The organism is Chloroflexota bacterium (assembly GCA_038040195.1).
Classification (GTDB): Bacteria; Chloroflexota; Limnocylindria; order QHBO01; family QHBO01; genus DASTEQ01.
Map to the genome: position 1 here is coordinate 764,789 of JBBPIR010000001.1, position 16,039 is coordinate 780,827.

At 70.8% G+C, this 16,039-nt stretch carries 20 protein-coding genes; 8 read left to right on the top strand and 12 right to left on the bottom strand.

Annotated elements, in window-relative coordinates; translation table 11 throughout:
- Positions 1 to 8 precede the first annotated feature (8 nt).
- The 3 genes from AABM41_03860 to AABM41_03870 all read left to right on the top strand — a co-directional run bounded on the left by AABM41_03860 (position 9) and on the right by AABM41_03870 (position 1,742).
- Entirely contained in the window at positions 9 to 578 is a 570-nt protein-coding gene (locus tag AABM41_03860) for a hypothetical protein (protein MEK6191445.1), read from the top strand.
- Positions 579 to 603: 25 nt separating this feature from the next.
- Positions 604 to 1,173 (top strand): hypothetical protein, encoded by a 570-nt coding sequence (locus AABM41_03865; protein ID MEK6191446.1) that lies wholly within the window; start codon positions 604 to 606, stop codon positions 1,171 to 1,173.
- Between the two features lie 86 nt (positions 1,174 to 1,259).
- On the top strand, positions 1,260 to 1,742 hold the full coding sequence (locus AABM41_03870) for a hypothetical protein (protein ID MEK6191447.1): 483 nt from the start codon (positions 1,260 to 1,262) through the stop codon (positions 1,740 to 1,742).
- A gap of 10 nt (positions 1,743 to 1,752) precedes the next feature.
- Here AABM41_03870 and AABM41_03875 read toward each other — a convergent pair whose 3' ends face one another.
- Positions 1,753 to 2,481: a purine-nucleoside phosphorylase gene (locus tag AABM41_03875; GenBank protein MEK6191448.1), complete on the bottom strand. Its 729-nt coding sequence runs from the start codon at positions 2,479 to 2,481 to the stop codon at positions 1,753 to 1,755.
- A gap of 42 nt (positions 2,482 to 2,523) precedes the next feature.
- Here AABM41_03875 and AABM41_03880 point away from each other — a divergent pair, with 42 nt between their 5' ends.
- From AABM41_03880 to AABM41_03895, 4 genes are all read left to right on the top strand, one after another.
- Positions 2,524 to 3,342, top strand: coding sequence for an inositol monophosphatase family protein (locus AABM41_03880; protein ID MEK6191449.1), 819 nt, complete (start codon positions 2,524 to 2,526; stop codon positions 3,340 to 3,342).
- A 133-nt stretch (positions 3,343 to 3,475) separates the two neighbouring features.
- Positions 3,476 to 3,949: a hypothetical protein gene (locus AABM41_03885; protein MEK6191450.1), complete on the top strand. Its 474-nt coding sequence runs from the start codon at positions 3,476 to 3,478 to the stop codon at positions 3,947 to 3,949.
- Between the two features lie 59 nt (positions 3,950 to 4,008).
- Positions 4,009 to 4,536, top strand: coding sequence for a hypothetical protein (locus AABM41_03890; GenBank protein ID MEK6191451.1), 528 nt, complete (start codon positions 4,009 to 4,011; stop codon positions 4,534 to 4,536).
- A 35-nt stretch (positions 4,537 to 4,571) separates the two neighbouring features.
- Entirely contained in the window at positions 4,572 to 5,117 is a 546-nt protein-coding gene (locus AABM41_03895) for a hypothetical protein (protein MEK6191452.1), read from the top strand.
- An 8-nt stretch (positions 5,118 to 5,125) separates the two neighbouring features.
- On the opposite strand, the gene AABM41_03900 is transcribed toward AABM41_03895, so the two are convergent.
- On the bottom strand, positions 5,126 to 5,800 hold the full coding sequence (locus AABM41_03900) for a CoA pyrophosphatase (GenBank protein ID MEK6191453.1): 675 nt from the start codon (positions 5,798 to 5,800) through the stop codon (positions 5,126 to 5,128).
- 160 nt (positions 5,801 to 5,960) lie between these two features.
- Here AABM41_03900 and AABM41_03905 point away from each other — a divergent pair, with 160 nt between their 5' ends.
- Positions 5,961 to 6,398: a hypothetical protein gene (locus AABM41_03905; protein ID MEK6191454.1), complete on the top strand. Its 438-nt coding sequence runs from the start codon at positions 5,961 to 5,963 to the stop codon at positions 6,396 to 6,398.
- Between the two features lie 10 nt (positions 6,399 to 6,408).
- On the opposite strand, the gene AABM41_03910 is transcribed toward AABM41_03905, so the two are convergent.
- The 10 genes from AABM41_03910 to AABM41_03955 all read right to left on the bottom strand — a co-directional run bounded on the left by AABM41_03910 (position 6,409) and on the right by AABM41_03955 (position 16,002).
- Positions 6,409 to 7,221, bottom strand: coding sequence for an ABC transporter ATP-binding protein (locus tag AABM41_03910; protein ID MEK6191455.1), 813 nt, complete (start codon positions 7,219 to 7,221; stop codon positions 6,409 to 6,411).
- The gene (locus AABM41_03915) at positions 7,218 to 8,015 is read right to left on the bottom strand and encodes an ABC transporter ATP-binding protein (protein MEK6191456.1); all 798 of its coding nucleotides are present in this window, start codon (positions 8,013 to 8,015) and stop codon (positions 7,218 to 7,220) included. The genes AABM41_03910 and AABM41_03915 overlap by 4 nt, the downstream gene beginning before the upstream one ends.
- A gap of 22 nt (positions 8,016 to 8,037) precedes the next feature.
- Positions 8,038 to 8,841, bottom strand: a complete 804-nt coding sequence (locus AABM41_03920) for an energy-coupling factor transporter transmembrane component T (GenBank protein ID MEK6191457.1) — start codon at positions 8,839 to 8,841, stop codon at positions 8,038 to 8,040.
- On the bottom strand, positions 8,838 to 9,968 hold the full coding sequence (locus tag AABM41_03925) for a hypothetical protein (GenBank protein MEK6191458.1): 1,131 nt from the start codon (positions 9,966 to 9,968) through the stop codon (positions 8,838 to 8,840). Before AABM41_03925 ends, AABM41_03920 begins: the two co-directional genes overlap by 4 nt.
- A gap of 33 nt (positions 9,969 to 10,001) precedes the next feature.
- Positions 10,002 to 10,967 carry a nucleoside hydrolase gene (locus AABM41_03930; GenBank protein MEK6191459.1) on the bottom strand — a complete coding sequence of 322 codons (966 nt, stop codon included), beginning with the start codon at positions 10,965 to 10,967 and terminating at the stop codon, positions 10,002 to 10,004.
- Between the two features lie 10 nt (positions 10,968 to 10,977).
- Positions 10,978 to 11,880 (bottom strand): hydroxymethylglutaryl-CoA lyase, encoded by a 903-nt coding sequence (locus AABM41_03935; protein MEK6191460.1) that lies wholly within the window; start codon positions 11,878 to 11,880, stop codon positions 10,978 to 10,980.
- Between the two features lie 12 nt (positions 11,881 to 11,892).
- Entirely contained in the window at positions 11,893 to 13,890 is a 1,998-nt protein-coding gene (locus AABM41_03940; protein ID MEK6191461.1) for a biotin carboxylase N-terminal domain-containing protein, read from the bottom strand.
- 183 nt (positions 13,891 to 14,073) lie between these two features.
- A complete protein-coding gene (locus AABM41_03945; GenBank protein MEK6191462.1) occupies positions 14,074 to 14,862 on the bottom strand; it encodes an enoyl-CoA hydratase-related protein in 789 nt (262 codons plus the stop codon).
- Positions 14,859 to 15,665, bottom strand: a complete 807-nt coding sequence (locus AABM41_03950) for an SseB family protein (GenBank protein ID MEK6191463.1) — start codon at positions 15,663 to 15,665, stop codon at positions 14,859 to 14,861. The genes AABM41_03945 and AABM41_03950 overlap by 4 nt, the downstream gene beginning before the upstream one ends.
- Before the next feature lie 37 nt (positions 15,666 to 15,702).
- Positions 15,703 to 16,002: a hypothetical protein gene (locus AABM41_03955; GenBank protein MEK6191464.1), complete on the bottom strand. Its 300-nt coding sequence runs from the start codon at positions 16,000 to 16,002 to the stop codon at positions 15,703 to 15,705.
- Between the last annotated feature and the right edge of the window lie 37 nt (positions 16,003 to 16,039).

Here is a 16,039-nt window from a genome sequence, read left to right on the forward strand (position 1 = left end):
TCGGTCGCATGTCCGTTCGAACGGCGTGGCTGCGGGCCCTCGTTGTTGCCGCCTGCCTGGTCGCCGCGTGCACACCCACCACCGCGCCTTCTTCAACTGTGCCTCCGACCGAGAGTCCCGCGGCGGAGGCGGGCAACCTGCCCCCCGGCTGCGAGCCCATCAACCTGCGATCCCCAGCCGGGGAAGCCGTCGATCTCGAGGGGATCTGGATCCAGGATGAGAAAGAAGGCCGTCAACCATCCACATGGTGGATCCGGGCCTTCGGGGATTGCGTCTGGGGCGCCGGCACCTACGATGTCTACACCGACGACGCGTTCCTGGCCCGAGCGGATTCCGTCCAGGCGCTCCAGGGCAGGCTGGGCACCGACTTCGTGATCGACGGCACGATCGTCCTCCTCGGCCCATACCCCGACTTCGCAGTGCCGCAATCCTTTGCCGAGGTCCGACTGCTCATCGAGTTCGACGAAGCGGGCGAGATCACGCTCCGTGAGGACCGCGTCCCCGGCCTCCAGGGTCCCCGCTGTCCGGATCCGGTCGGGTACTGCCCTCCGCCGCTCCTGCTCCGACCAGACCGCTAACGTCGGACTGGCCTATCCTCGATCCATGGCTGCTCGAACGGCGTTGCTGTGCGCCCTCGTCGGTTCCGCCTGCCTGCTCGCCGCGTGCACGCCCGCCTCCGGGCCTCCGACATCGGTGGTGCCGACCGAGAGCCCGGCGGCGGCGGTCAGCAATCTGCCCACGGGCTGCGAGCCGATCAACCTGCTGTCTCCCGCCGGGGAACCCGTCGATCTCAACGGAATCTGGATCCAGGATGACAAAGAGGGCCGTCTACCATCGAAATGGTGGATCCAGACGCTCGGGGATTGCATCTGGGGCACCGGAATCTTCGATGACTACACCGAGGACCCACTCTTCGCCCTTTCGTTTTCCGTTCAGGGACTGCAGGGGAGAGTGGGCAACGACTTCGTAATCGACAGCACAATCGTCCTCCTCGGTCCACGCCCCACCATGGCGCTTCCGCAAACCCTCGCTGAGGTCCGACTGCTCATCGAGTTCGACCCGGCGGGCCAGGTCACTCTCCGTGAGGACCGCATCCCCGGTGTCCAGGGTCCTCGGTGCCCCGAGCCTCTCGCCGTGTGCCCGCAGCCGCTCCTTCTCCGACCGAGCCGATGAGCGCTTCAAAAGCGTGGCTGCGGGCCCTCGTCTGTGCCGCCTGCCTGGTCGCCGCGTGCACCCCCTCCTCCGCGCTACCTTCATCCGTGCCTGCTCTGACCGGGAGTCCCGCGGCGGAGGTCGGCAACCTGCCCCCGGGCTGCGAGCTGATCGACCTTCGGTCTCCCGCCGGGGAAGCCGTCGATCTCACAGGGATCTGGATCCAGGATGAGAAGGAAGGCGGTCAACCATCCACATGGTGGATCCGGGCCCTCGGGGATTGCATCTGGGGCTCCGGCATCAACGATCTCTACACAGACGACGAGTTCTTGGCCGGCCCGCATTCCATCCAGGCACTCCAGGGCAGGCTGGCGAATGACTTCGTGATCGACGGCACGATTGTCCTACTCGGTCCACCCCCCGACTTCGCAGCGCCCCAATACTTTGCCCCGGTCCGACTGCTCATCGAGTTCGACCAGGCAGGCAAGGTCACCCTTCGTGAGGACCGTATCGCCGGCGTCCAGGGCCCTCGCTGCCCGGATCCGGTCTTCTTCTGCCCCGCGCCGCTCCTGCTCCGACCCAACCGCTGAGGTCCGCCGCCTAATCGAGGTCCGCGGCGAGCACCAGGTCGGTCATGCGATCGACCGCGGCCGCCAGCTGCTCGGGGCTGACATAGGTCTCCTCGGAGGTATCGGTCTCCGACAGGACGTCGCTGACAACCAGGGCGCAGGCAGCCTGGACCCGGGATCGGGCAGCCAGGAAGAACAGCGCGCTGGCCTCCATCTCGAAGGCCAGCACTCCGCGGTCGCGCCAGCGCTGGGCATAGTCGTCATCCGGGTTGTAGAACACGTCGACCGATGCCACCAGACCGATGTGGGCGGCGATCCCCAGCTTCTCGGCGGCATGCACCAGCGCGTGGGTCAGCCGAAAGTCGGCTGCCGGCGCGTACGCCTCCCCGTGGAGGTAGGTGCGGGTCGCCCCGTCCACCGGACAGGCGGCGGTGGCGATGACCAGGTCGCCGGTCTTGACGCCGGGACCGATGCCGCCGCAGGTCCCCACCCGGACCAGCTGCCGGGCTCCCAGGCGCAGCAGCTCCTCCACCACGATCGAGAACGACGGCGTCCCGATGCCGCTTGACTGAACGCTCACCGGGCGCCCGTTCAGGGTGCCGGTGTAGCCGAGCAGCAGGCGGTTCTGGTTGACCAGGCGAGCGCCCTCCAGGCCGCCGTCGAAGCGGGATGCGATGGTCGTGGCCCGATTCGGATCGCCGGGCAGCAGGACCAGCGGGGCGTAGTCGCCCGGCTCGGCGTGAAGGTGGAGCTGCGGCATGGGCGTAGCCTAGCCGGTCGGCGCCTCGGCTAGCATGCCGGGGTGAATCGGTACGCCGATGAGCTGGAGTTCGCGGTTCGGCTGGCCCGCAGTGCGGGGACGCTGGTGCTGGAGTCGTACGGGCGGGTGGGCCGGGTGCGCCACAAAAGCCGCCGCGACGTGGTGACCGAGGTCGATTTCCGGTCCGAGGCCCTGATCGCGAAGCGGATCCGGCGCCGCTTCCCGGAGGACGGGATCCTGGCCGAGGAGGCCGGTGCGGACCGGGTTGGCGGACCAAATGGCGCGCGGCGCTGGTGGGCCATCGACCCGCTGGATGGCACGGTCAACTACGCCAACGGGATCCCGTATTTCTGCGTGTCGGTGGCCCTGGTCGAGGACGGGATGCCGGTGCTCGGCGTCGTGTTCGACCCGCTGCGCGGCGACCTGTACACCGCCACCGTGCGCAGCGCCGCCCGCTTGAACGGCAGCCTGGCGCGCGCGTCGACCAAGGACGCCCTGGGGGACTGCGTCGTGAGCCTCGCGATCCTGGGCCCCGGCGGTCTGGCCCGCGAGCGACGGATCGCGCCGGTAATCCGGATCCATCGCCGGATGGGGAGCGCGGCGCTCTCGCTGGCGTCGGTGGGGGCGGGGCGGTTCGACGCCTTCGTCCAGAACGGCGGCCTGTCGCGTTGGGACGTGGCCGCCGCCGGGCTCATCGCCGAGCGCGGCGGGGCGGTGGTAACCAACCTGTCCGGCGGGCCGTGGTGGGACGCGGACCGACCGGGACCGACCCTGAACGTGGTGGCCGCCCCGGAGCCGCACCACGGGGAGCTGCTGCGCTTGCTGGCCGCGGCGAAGACTCGCGTCAACTCCCGCCGCTGATGCCGTGAGAGGTAGGCTGAGGTTGATGCCACGGAGCTTGGTTGTAGCGACCATGATGGCCGCGCTCACGGCCTGCGCGTCGGCCCCGGCAGCTCCGGGTGCCAGTCCGTCCTATGCGGAGCCATTGCCCTCGTTGAACCCTGGGCGCGGGCTTCCGCCCGGCTGCGAGACCATCGACCTGCGCAGTCCTGCGGGAGAACGGATCGACCTGACCGGGGAGTGGGCGGGTAGTAGTGGCGAGCTGGCCAATACAATCGAACGGGCCTGGCTGAACCAGATCGGCGACTGCGTTTACGGATCGGTCCTGGGCGGTACATTCGTCAGGGACGCGGAGTTGGAGGAGGCGAGCCTCACCAATCTCAGCGGCCGCGTCGGCTCCGACTTCAGGATCGATTTCGAGGTCGTCATGGTTTTCCAGGACGCGGTATTCGAATTCGGCGAGTACAGCACCATGGCGATGGTGATCGAGTGGGACGCCGACGGCCGAATCCACCTGCGCGAGGATCGCGAGCCAGGAGATGCTGCTGGCCGATGCATTGCCAACCCCCAACTCTATTGTCCTAACCCCGTGATCTGGTACCGCGTCGAAGAGGCTCCGCCGTCCTGATCACCGCCCTCGAGGTCGTGCGTTACCTTTCAGCGGTGCGGTGGGCATGGTTGATGGTGGTGACCGGCCTGGTCACGGCGTGCACGGCGGCCCCATCGGCCAGCCCGTCGGCGGCCGAGCCATCGGCGACGACCGCGGCAGTGAGCGGACTGCCGCCCGGCTGCGAGACGATCGACTTGCGCAGTCCTACCGGAGAACGGATCGACCTGACCGGGGAGTGGGCGGGCACTGGCATATTGGCCGGAGAATCGGAGTCGGCTTGGCTGCAGCAGATCGGGGACTGTGTCTACGGCTCCGTGGTCGGTACATTCGTTAGGGACGCGGAGGTTGAGGCGAGTCTCACCAATCTCAGCGGCCATCTCGGCTCCGATTTCAGGATCGGCTTTGAGACCGTGATCGTTTCCCAGCCGCAAATTTTCGCGTTGGGTACCTACAGCACGATGGTGATGAGGATCGAGTGGGATGCCGACGGCCGAATTAGGCTGCGCGAGGATCGCGAGCCGGGCGAGGCTGCTGGCCGGTGCATACAAGGCTACTGTCCTAACCCCGTGATCTGGTACCGCGTCGACGAGGCACCGCCGTCCTGATCACCGCCCTCGAGATCGTGCGCTACCGTTTCGCAATGCGATTTGCGTGGTTGGTCGTGGTGACCGGCCTGGTCACGGCCTGTGCGGCCGTCCCATCGGCCAGCCCCTCGGCGGCCGAGCCATCGGCGACGACCGCGGCAGTGAGCGGACTGCCGCCGGGCTGCGAGACGATCGACTTGCGCAGTCCTACCGGAGAACGGATCGACCTGAACGGCGAGTGGACCGGCTCGGCCACCCTGTTCAACGCCAGCGAGGTCGCCCTACTGAACGAGGTGGGAGGCTGCGTCTACGGCTCCGTGACGGGGGTCGACCCCGATGGCTCGGAAGTCATCAGCAACCTCAGCGGCCGTCTGAGCTCGGACTTCACGATCGAGTTCGAGGTCGTCATCGTGTACCAGCACACCGTGTTCCCCTTCGGTGAGTACAGCACGATGGTGATGTTCATCGAATGGGATGACGACGGGCGCATCCGGCTCCGCGAGGATCGGGAGACAGGGGAGGCACCCGGCCGGTGCATAGACGGCCGGTTCGAATGCCCCCCCGTCATCTGGTATCGCGTCGACGACGTGCCACCGCAGTAGCGTCGGCGCTAGCTAGCCGATGCAGATGTCGCACCGAGGACTGCACCGAGCATAGACAGGGTGCGGGCGGTGGCGCCCCACACCCGGTGGCTGCCCCATCGGTACACGCCGGTCTGGAGGACGGCGCCCGGCACCGTGATCTCCTCCACGCCGACCGCGCCCTCGATCAGGAGGCGGACCGGGAATTCGATGAGTGCGGAGACTTCCTCCTCGCGCGGGATCAGGTCGGGGCGAACCTCGGTCACCGCCACTACCGGGGTGAGCTCGAAGTTCGAGATCGGGATCCAGACCGGGTCCAGGCGACCGACGACCCGCACCCCGGTGGGATCGAGGCCGATCTCCTCGAACGCCTCGCGCAGGGCAGTGGCCTCCAGCGACGCGTCACCCGGATCCACGGCTCCGCCGGGCAGGCTGATCTCGCCGGGGTGATCGGGGAGCGCGTGGTGCCGGACGGTGAGCGGGATGAGCAGCTCCCCGTGGTGGGGGTAAATGAGCAGAAGGGTCGCCGCCTGGCGGGCGGTCGGGAAACGGCTGCGGTCCCAGCGCCGCGGGTCGTCGAGGTCGGGGTCCGCCGGATCGGGCACCACCCGGCGGGGCGCCAAGCGCGGGTCGACGGCGATGGGGCGCGGGACGGTGGCCAGGGCCGAGGCGATGGCTGCCTGCCAGTCCCCATCAGCCCGCACGGTGTTCCTTTGTCGCCTCGCGGGCGTCCGTTAGCGGCGTTGCCGCGTGCGTCACATCCCTTCGTGACATCGTGCCGCACGATAGCGCGATACCACGAACGACTGTGACACGGCGTCAGGTCGGTCCGGCGAGCGGCCACCCCGTAAGATGCCCGTCACCATGACCTCCGCGCCCGGCAGTCGCGACGAGGCGGCACGCGCCGCGCTCCGTCAGACGCGCATTGTGGCCAACCGGGTCACGTTCAGCAGCGGCACCCGCCGCGAGGTGAACCGCGCCCTCGACACCCTGGAGGCGCAGCTCGGGCGCAACCAGGTGAACGCCACCGACACCGCGCGGGCTCTCGAGCTGCTGAATCGAGCGCACCCGTCGCTGCTGTTCGGGCTCCTTCGCGAGCGGGCCATCGCCGAGCGCTTTGCCCCGGCGTTGCGCGAGCTGGGTCTGCGCGGCGTGAAGCAGCGCCTGGACGAAGTCCCCCACTCGGTCATGGCCCAGCCGATCCCCGGTCCGACCGGCGGACGGCGGCACCGCGATGAGCTTCCGGCCAACGAACGCGTCGACGCGTTGGGCCGGCTCCTGCCGCCGCCGAAGGCCCCCTGACCCCGGGTTCCTAGGCCGCCCGCGCGGCAATGGCCGCCACCAGGGCATCCTCGGTGGCGACCGATTCCAGGCCCAACCGACTGGCTATCACGGCGGCCGTGGGCGGCTCGAGTCCAGTCCCGCGCAGCGTCTCCCAGTTCTCAGCCGCGAAGGCGCGCTCCGGCGTTGCATCCAGCACGACCCGGCCGGCCCGCAGGACGACGACCCGATCGAAGACGTCGGCCACGAAGCGCAGGTCGTGGCTGACCGCGATCACGGTCTGACCCGCCGCGTGGGCGTCGGCCACCACCTGGCGGATGCGCCCCACCCCGACCCGGTCCTGGCCGGTGGTCGGCTCATCCAGGACCAGGACTGGGGTGCCCATGGCCAGCACCGACGCAACGGCCAGCAGCTTTCGACGCGACGCGCCCAGGTCGTACGGATTGGTCGCCTCCGCGCCGGCCAGGCCAACCGCCTCCAGGGCTGCTTGGACGGCGGCTTCGAGCGCCTCGCCGCGGAGCCCGATGTTGCGCGGCCCGAACTCCACCTCGCCCCGGACGCTCCCCGCGAAGATCTGGCGGTCGGGCTCCTGGAATACGAGTCCTACCTGCGCCGCCAGCTCGGCGACCCGCCGGCCCGACGCATCGGTACCGCCCACCCGCACCTGGCCCGAGGTCGGACGCAGCAATCCGTTGAGGTGGCGAACCAGGGTCGTCTTCCCCGACCCGTTTTGGCCCACCAGGGCCACCGACTCGCCGGCTCCAACCCGGAGCGTAACGCCGTCGAGTGCGCGCACTCCACCCGGGTAGGTGTAGACGAGCTCCTCGACCGCCACCTCGATCACGCCGGTACCTCCAGCCGGATCGGGTCCACTCCCGCCGCCTCGGCCAGCCGTCGAAGGCGGACCGATGTCGGGGGGTCCACCCCTAGGCGCTCGAGCTGCGGGTCCGCGAGAATCGACTCCGCCGGGCCCTCCAGCGCCACCCGCCCCTGGTCGAGGGCGACCACCCGCCCACAGATGGCGGCCAGCAGATCGGTCTTGTGCTCGGCAATCAGGATGGACGCGCCGCCCGCCGCCAGGCGGCTGATCGCCGTGCCCATCAGGCCGGTGCCCGCCGGGTCGAGGTGGGCGGTCGGCTCGTCCAGCACCAGGTATTCAGGTTCCATCGCCAGCAGGCCCGCCAGGACGACCAGCTGCCGCTGGCCGCCGGACAGGTGCGCCGGGTCGCGCGCGGCGAGGTCCCCGATGGCCACTGCCTCCAGAGCCCGCACGGTGCGCGCCATGACCTCGTTCCGCGGCAGTCCCACGTTCATCGGTCCAAACGCGACCTCCTCGTAGACCGTCGAGCAGATCCCGCTGAGCTGGGCGCTGCCAAAGGCGATGCCCACCACGGCCGCCACCTCGCCGGGAGGCACGTCAGCCAGCCGCCGCCCCCCGACGGTCACCTGCCCGCTCAAGGCTCCGCCCATGGCCCGTGGCGCCAGGCCGGCCGCGACCAGACAGGTGGTGGTCTTGCCGGCCTCGTTGGCACCCACCAGGCCCACCACCTCGCCCGGACCCAGCGCCAGCGAGACGTCCACCAGCGACGGCGCCTGCGCCCCGGCGTAGCGGTAGCTGACCGCCTCCAGGCTCAGCACGGCGCGAACGCCACAGGCCTGCTCACCCCAGCCACCCCGCCAGGCCGGCCACGATGAGCACTGGAATGCTGAGGACCATGAGCCAGCGCGCCACTCGTTCGGCGTCGCTGTCCGCGGGTGCCCACAGCAGCGACCGGCGTCCGGGGCGTGAGAAGCCACGCGCCTCAAGGGCCATGGCGCGTTCCTCGACCTCTCCGATCGAGCCCAGCAGGACGGGCCCCACCAGCGGGACGAGGCCGCGGAAGCGCCGCCACAGGCTGCCCTCGGTGTCGAGGCCGCGCGCGCGCTGCGCATCGGCGATCTGCGCTGCGCGCTCGACGATGGCCGGCACGGTGCGCACCGATGCGCTGACGACGAAGGCGACCCGGGCGCTCACGCCCCGCCGCTCCAAATCGACCACCAACGAGCCGATGGGTGTGGTGAGGTAGAACAGAACCAGTGCGCCGGTGATGGCCCCCAGCCGGACCAGGGTCTCGATCGCGTAGGCCAGCCCTTCGGCGGTCGCTGTGACCGGGCCGATCCGGAACAGGACGCTGGCACCCGACGGGAAGAAGAACAGATTGACCACCAGGACGCTGATCGCCAACGGCAAAGCCACGACCAGCCCCACCCGCAGCAGCCGCGGCAGGATCCCGGCCACGGCAGCGGGCAGCACGACCGCGACCAGGGTGAGCGCCACCGGACCCAGGACGCCGCCCAGCAGGGTGGCATTGACTGCGGTGACGGTGGCCGCCACCAGCCGGGTCAGCGGGTTGAGCCGATGCCAGGCCGTCGGCGCGGGCGGGACCAGGAACGCCGGCGCCGCCGGCTCGGCGGCGACAGTCAGCCCGGCGCCTCCCGGTTGCCCGCGGGTGGCGCGCTTTCCTCGATCAGCTGCTCACCCTGCGGGAAGCGGGCCTTGAGGCGGACCGCCATGGCCACCACGATCAGGTACACGATCACGAAGGTCGTCGCCTTGTCGATCGGGTCGCTGATCAGCCCCTGCCCGGTGGTCGCGGCGTAGATGTCCACCCCGGCCTGGCGGAAGGCGGCCACCAGGAAGTCGGTGCCGGCGCCGGTCACCCCGCCGAATACACCCGCCGCGATGGGCGCGCTGATGAGGGCGGCGACGATCCCGGTCGCCACCCCGGTCACCACCGCGTAGGCGGCGGTGAGGTCACGCCGCCCGAACAGCAGCGCGAAGACCCCCAGCACGGCGGCCACGACCAGCAGAATGGCCACGTAGCCCAGCACCAGGAACAGCTGGTTGTCGCTCGACGGCAGCGGGTTGATGTCGGTCTGGAAGATGAGCCGGTAGCCGACAGACGCCAGCCATGCCAGGCCGATGATGATGCCGCCCACCACTACCCCGGCGATCACCAGTTGGCCGGTTGAGCGGTTGGTCCGGGGTCGCATGAGCCCCCAGCGTCCGGCCAGGCCGGCCGCGATGCCGATCACCGCCGCCACCACCGCGAACGCGGCCGCCGGTGGGTACTGGAACGGCGGCGGTATGACGTACGACCACAGGATGTTGCCCAGGAACCCCGTTGCCGCTCCAGCGACCGGCCCGGCCACGACCCCGACCAGGATGGTGCCGATGGAGTCGAGGTAAATCGGGATCTTCAGGGCCGCCGCGACCGTCTGGCCGAGCACGATGTTGATCGCGATCGCGAATGGCATGAGCACGATCACGCGCAGCGTGAACTGGCGGGACAGAGACTCCAGGCGCCCGGTCTGGATCTTCTCCAGCGCAAAGGTCACCGCCGCGCCAACGAGCAGGGCCACGGCCAGGATGAGGGCGAACGAGTTCGCGGCGGTGGGGTAGGCGCCGGTGTTCGGATCCACCGTCGGATCGCCGAACTGGCCAAAGGCCACGATCCCGGCCAGGGTGGCGATCAAAAACGCCACCACCCCGGCTGCCACGCGCAGCCCGCCCGACCCGCCGGCCCGCGCAGGGTTGTCCATGCTGGTCATCGGTCTCCTCCTCCTCGGTGCTTGAGTTCGGCGTCAGGCAACCGCCTGCGCCAGGCGTTCCAGGATCTCCTCGCGCATGGCAGGGGCGTCAATGGCCATGGCCACGTTGAGCATCGGCCGCGGATCGTCGTCGGCGGGACGGATCGTACCGGCGGTCGTCACGTCAGCCGAGGTGTCGCACACGAGCCGGCGGTCGCGGCTGTCGGTCACCAGGTCGGGCCGCAGCAGGGCTCCGACCAGGGTGACCGCGTCGTGCAGGTAGCAGCCGTCGATGCCGTCGGCCACCCGGTGGTAGCCGACGTAGAAGCGGATCGCGTCGCGCACCACGCCGGCCAGTTCGCTCTCCGGCAGCCGATCGAGGTCGTCGAGGGTGAAGACCGCCTGCTGGGTGGCGTCCAGCGGGAAGACGCGGTCCAGCGACCCGCTGGACAGGCAGATCTCGGCCGCCTCCGGATCCACGCACGCGTTCCACTCGCCGGTCTCGGTCGTGTTGCCCCGCACCCGCAGGGCGCCGCCCATCCAGACCACCTCCCGTGCCCCGCCCGCCAGGTCGACCCCGTTCTGCGCAGCGGACGCGATGTTGGTCAGCGGCCCGGTGGCCACGATCGTCATCTGGCCCGGGTGGCGGGTCAGGTGAGCCTCGAGGTAGCGGGCGGCCGGCACGGCCGTGAAGTCGGTCGTCTCGAGCGCCCGCTGCTCGCCTCGCAGCTCGGCGTAGCCGGTCCCGGTTGGCCCGTGGGTCTCGGGAGCGGTGCGCAGGCGACGGCTCAGAGGACGCGCCGCCCCGATGGAAACGGGGACGTCGGCACGGCCCACCAACTGGAGCAGGGTCCCGGTGTTTCGGGCCACGTATTGAAGCTCGACGTTGCCGGCCACGCAGGTCACGCCCCGCAGGGCCAGCTCCGGGGCAGTGGCCGCGATGAGCAGCGCCACCATGTCGTCGATCCCGGTGTCGACGTCCAAAACTACAGGGCGCCGATCCGCGGAGTCCTCGGGCATCGGCCGCATCCTACGCCGGCCAATCCCCGGCCTGGCCCACCTTGGAGGCCAGCGGCCGGCCGAGCGCCCCGCTGATGAAGCGAGCCGCGGCCAGGACGCCATCCAGGTCCACCCCGTGGCGCAGGCCCTCGCGGTCGAGCAGGTAGACGAGGTCCTCGGTCGCCAGGTTGCCGGCCGCGCCGGGCGCGTAGGGGCAGCCCCCGGTTCCACCCGTGCTGGCATCGAAGCAGCGGATGCCCAGGCCGATGGCGGTCGCCACGTTGGCGACCGCGGTGCCGCGCGTGTCATGGAAGTGCATCGCCAAACGGTCAGGACCGATGCCCGCGCCCTGGAGGGCGCCGGTCACCCGTCGCACGTCGGCGGGCCCAGCTACCCCGATCGTGTCGCCGATGCTCAGCTCGTCCACCCCCAGCTCGAGCAAGCGCTGGGCGACGTCCGCCACCGCGCTCTCGGCGATCGGTCCCTCGTACGGGCAGCCGAACGCAGTGGAAACGTAGCCGCGGGCCCACCAGCCCGCTCGCCGGGCGTGGTCGATCACGGGCCGGAACGCGTCGAGCGACTCGGCAATCGACATCCCGATGTTGTGGTGGGTGAACGATTCGGAGGCCGCAGTGAACACGCACACCGCGTCCGCCCCAGCCACGACGGCGCGCTCCAGGCCGCGGGCATTGGGCACCAGCACCGGATAGCGGACGCCCGGCCGTCGTTCCAGGCGCGGCAGCAGGTCGTCGGCGTCGGCCAGCTGCGGGATGGCGCCGGGTGCCACGAACGAGGTGGCCTCGATCTCGCGCAGACCGGCATCGACGAGCAATGCGATGAAGCTGAGCTTGGTCTCGGTCGGGATCGGCTGCGCCTCGTTCTGGAGCCCGTCCCGCGGTCCCACCTCGTAGATCCGGACGTCGACGTGGGTCATGGCCGGGGCATCCTACGCCGACACTTCGGCCAGCAGGTCGCCGCGCTGGACCTGGTCCCCTTCGTGGACGTGGACCGCCGTCACGGTTCCGGCCAACGGGGAGCTGACCGCGTGCTCCATCTTCATGGCCTCGATCACGATGACCGGTTCGTGCGCCGGCACGCGCGCTCCGGGGCCGTGCCGGACGGCAAGCACGCGTCCCGGCATCGGGGCGCTGAGCAGGGCCGTCCCCTCGCCGTGCGCGTGGCGGACGGCCTCCTCGATCGCCGGCGGGCGGGCCAGACCGAACTCGAGCGACTGGCCTTCGACGTCGACGTAGACGACGTCGCCATGCCTGGCCATGGCTGGCCTGCCGGCTGACGCATCGGCTGGCTCCACGGTGCGCGTCTCCTCTCCGTGGACGAGGCGCACGGCGGCCGGGGCGTTGGTCCGCCACCCGCCGCCCCATGGGCCAGCGTCCTCCGCCACAAGGAGCGCGGCCGCGGCTTTCCAGGCGGCCTCCGGCGGCGCCACCGGCCCGGGCAGGACGAGCTTGGTGAGGGTGTCGGTTCGCATCTCCCCGGCCTTGAAGGCGGGCTGGTCGGCGAGCCAGCGCAGGAAGCGCAGGTTGGTCCGGACGCCCAGGAGCTGCGTCTCGGCCAGGGCATCCCGAAGCCGCCGCACGGCCGCCGCCCGGGTGGGGGCGTGGGCGATGACCTTGGCCAGCAGCGGGTCGTATCGGTCCGGGACGACGTCGCCCAGGCGGACACCCGCGTCGACCCGGATGCCCTCTCCCGCAGGCCAGCGCAGCTCGACCACCCGGCCGCTGGCGGGCAGGAACCCGTGTTCGGGGTCCTCGGCGTACAGGCGGGCCTCGATCGCGTGGCCGCGCGGGCGCACCGAGGCCTGGTCAAAACCCAGCCGCTCGCCCGCCGCGATCCGCAGCTGGTCCTCGACCAGGTCGCGCCCAGTGACCGCCTCGGTGACCGGGTGCTCGACCTGGAGCCGGGTGTTCATCTCCAGGAAGTGATAGCCCCCTTCATCGGTCAGGAGGAATTCGACCGTGCCTGCCCCGACGTAGCCCGATGCGCCGGCCACCGCCACAGCCGCCGCCCCCAGAGCCTCACGCAGCTCCCGGCTCACCGATGGCGCGGGCGTCTCCTCCACGATCTTCTGCTGGCGCCGCTGAGCGCTGCAGTCGCGCTCCCCCAGGTGGACACCGTGGCCGTCGGCGTCGAACAGGACCTGGACCTCCACGTGGCGCGCGCCCTCCAGGAGGCGCTCGAGGATGAGCCGATCGTCCCCGAAGGCCGCTTTCGCCTCGCGCCGGCTGGCCGCCAGCTCGGTCGCCAGCTGCTCCGCCGAGCGCGCGACTCGCATGCCCTTGCCGCCTCCGCCGGCGGCGGGCTTGACCAGCAGCGGGAAGCCGATCTCCCCGGCCGCCTCGGCTAGGGCGGCGTCGTCCTGGGCCGGACCGTCGTAGCCGGGCACCACTGCCACGCCGTGTCGGACGGCGAGCCGGCGCGCCGCCGCCTTGTCGCCCATGGCTCGGATGGCCTCGGGCGGGGGCCCGATCCAGATCAGGCCGGCGGCGGTGACGGCGGCGGCGAAGTCGGGGTTCTCGGCCAGGAAGCCGTACCCGGGATGGATCGCATCAGCGCCGCCACGGCGGGCAGCCTCGAGCACCGCCTCGGCGTCGAGGTAGGCGCTGATGGGCAGCGCAAGATCGCTGCCCTCGGGCGGCGGCTCGTCGGGCGCATGGACGCGGACCACGCGCATCCCGAGCCGACGGACGGTGCGCGCGATCCGCTCAGCGATCTCGCCCCGGTTGGCGATCAGGACGGCGCCGATTTGACGCGCCCCGCCATCCGTTGGCGAGCTGGTAACCGCTTCCAGAGCGCCGCGGAGGATGCGTATCCGGCCGCCGACGCGGGTCCCAGGCAATCGGCCGCCGGCGATCCAGCGTTGGACGGTGCGGACCGTGACCCCGAGCTCCTGGGCGACCTCGCGGGGCGTCAGCTCGTCGCGCACGTCGCGATTGTCGCAGGCGCCCTCATGGGCTGCGCCGATGTCGGCGAGTTACCGGTGACTGGTAACCCGCACGGCGCCCAAGATTTCGGCACGCACAGTCACGCCTGACTGGCTGACCTGGGAATCCGCGTGGCCATCCCATTACCAGTCATACGTGATTGACCAGAGGCTTACGGGGGCGGCTCAACGCCTCCACGACGGGTCGCGCTTGTCGAGGAACGCGGACAGCCCCTCCTGGCCCTCCGGGCTGGTGCGCTGGCGCGCGATGGCAGCCACGGTCAGGGCGCGGGCCTGGGCCATCGGCTGGCCGCGGAGACGGCGGATGAGTGCCTTCGCCTCGCGAACCGCGGTCGGTCCGGCGGCCAGGATCTCGTCCACCAGCTCCGCCAGCCGCCGGTCGAGGGCGGCTTCGTCGGCCACCACCTCGTGCACCAGGCCGATCTCCCGGGCTCGCCCAGCATCGAATCGGCTCCCGGGCAGGAACAGCGCACGCGCCTGGCTTACGCCGATCTTGGCCACCGCATAGGGGCCGATGACTGCCGGCAGGATTCCCAGCCGGGTCTCGGTGAAGCCGAAGGTCGCGTCCGCGGTCGAGACCACGATGTCGGACACGGCGCACAGGCCCATGCCGCCCCCCAGTGCCGCGCCCTGGACGCGGGTGACGACCGGGACCGGGCACGTGTCGATCGTCTCGAGCATGGTGGCCAGCACGCCAGCGTCAGCCTCATTGGCCGCGACGTCCATGTCGGCTGCGACGCGCAACCACGCAACGTCGGCACCGGCACAGAACACCGAACCTTCCCCGGCCAGCACCACGGCCCGCAGGGTCTCGGGTGGCTCGGTCGCGAGTGTCGCGAAGGCATCGGTCAGCGCCGCGATGAGGTCCGCATTGAAGGCGTTGCGCACCTGGGGCCGCGCCAGCACGACGCGGGCCACCGTACCCGAGCGCTCGAGGCGCAGCGGCCCACTCATCGGTGGCCGCGATGGAACGGGTCCGCCACCGCCCGGACGCTACCTAGCAGCGGTTCCGCCAGCCAACGGGCGTCCATGTCCTCCGGGAGCGGAGGCAACGGCCCGCCGCCCCCCACCAGGCCCAGCAGCAGGCGCCATCCATCCCCGGTGTCGCTCTCGACCAGGTAGGCCTCCCGGATCCCCGGCCAGCCGGCCAGGTCGGCGGCCAGCCGGCGCTCGGCCTCGCGAGCCTCCGGCCCCGGCAGCCGTACCCGGATCGAGTGCCCGCCATCGGCGGAGGCGAGCGGTTCGTCGCTTCCCGGCAGGCGGCCGGCCGCCAGGTCCGCGATCTCATCCGGTTCGAACCGGTAGGGAATCGGCCCGGCGGGATCCAGGATCACGGGCAGCCCGGCCGCGGCCAGGTTGGCCAGCGCGATCCGCGCCGGCAGGGCCAGGGAGCTGGATCCCAGCGGCGACCAGGCCGCCATCGCCGCGTGTGAACCGAACGCGACGCTCACCGACGAGCCGTCCGGGGCGCGAGCCAGCAGGACGCCAACTTCCACTTCTTGCTCGTCGTCAACCACCTGCTCGACCGCCTCACGAGCCTCCTTTTCGGCGCCCGGTGGCACGGGCAGGAGCAACGTGGCCGCCCCGATCGCCCGGTAGAACGCCTGGAGCGGGGCCGGATCGTCACCGCCCTCCGCGTCCCTTGCGGCAATGGCCGCCTCGTACAGAGCGGCCGCGCTCTCTTCCAGGGTCCCGCTGGGGACGCCGCGGGCATGGGAGCCGGGGATTGGCCGGTCCTCTGCCGGACGCTCGGTCATCCCCACCAGCCTACCGTAGGTGGGCGGTGGGTCAGGCTTAGTCCTCCGAACGCTCGGGCGGCTCCGTCGGCCGAGTCCTCTCAGCAGCCGGTGCTGCCGGCTCGGATGTCTCAGCCTTTGGAGCTGCCTGAGCCGTCGCCGCAGCCACCGGTGCCACCGCGCGTCCGCGCCGCTGGGCGCCGAACAGGACCGTGATCAAACCAACCGCCGCGACGATGATGCCGGCCCACGGCTGATAGGGATCCAACCAATCCATGAACCTCAACTGGAGGCCAAGGCTGGGCAGCACCAGCGAGCCGACTCCGAGGATGACGAGGAGGACACCCAGGCTGATCATCGTTTAGTCCCTCCGTATGGCTTAGGGCGTAGCCGGA

What these genes read in the sequence shown, in the direction of transcription:
- AABM41_03860 (MEK6191445.1), top strand. Translation starts at nt 9, where the DNA reads ATGTCCGTTCGAACGGCGTGGCTGCGGGCCCTCGTTGTTGCCGCCTGC.
- AABM41_03865 (MEK6191446.1), top strand. Translation starts at nt 604, where the DNA reads ATGGCTGCTCGAACGGCGTTGCTGTGCGCCCTCGTCGGTTCCGCCTGC.
- AABM41_03875 (MEK6191448.1), bottom strand. Translation starts at nt 2,481, where the DNA reads ATGCCGCAGCTCCACCTTCACGCCGAGCCGGGCGACTACGCCCCGCTG.
- AABM41_03895 (MEK6191452.1), top strand. Translation starts at nt 4,572, where the DNA reads ATGCGATTTGCGTGGTTGGTCGTGGTGACCGGCCTGGTCACGGCCTGT.
- AABM41_03905 (MEK6191454.1), top strand. Translation starts at nt 5,961, where the DNA reads ATGACCTCCGCGCCCGGCAGTCGCGACGAGGCGGCACGCGCCGCGCTC.
- AABM41_03925 (MEK6191458.1), bottom strand. Translation starts at nt 9,968, where the DNA reads ATGACCAGCATGGACAACCCTGCGCGGGCCGGCGGGTCGGGCGGGCTG.
- AABM41_03930 (MEK6191459.1), bottom strand. Translation starts at nt 10,967, where the DNA reads ATGCCCGAGGACTCCGCGGATCGGCGCCCTGTAGTTTTGGACGTCGAC.
- AABM41_03935 (MEK6191460.1), bottom strand. Translation starts at nt 11,880, where the DNA reads ATGACCCACGTCGACGTCCGGATCTACGAGGTGGGACCGCGGGACGGG.
- AABM41_03945 (MEK6191462.1), bottom strand. Translation starts at nt 14,862, where the DNA reads ATGAGTGGGCCGCTGCGCCTCGAGCGCTCGGGTACGGTGGCCCGCGTC.
- AABM41_03950 (MEK6191463.1), bottom strand. Translation starts at nt 15,665, where the DNA reads ATGACCGAGCGTCCGGCAGAGGACCGGCCAATCCCCGGCTCCCATGCC.
- AABM41_03955 (MEK6191464.1), bottom strand. Translation starts at nt 16,002, where the DNA reads ATGATCAGCCTGGGTGTCCTCCTCGTCATCCTCGGAGTCGGCTCGCTG.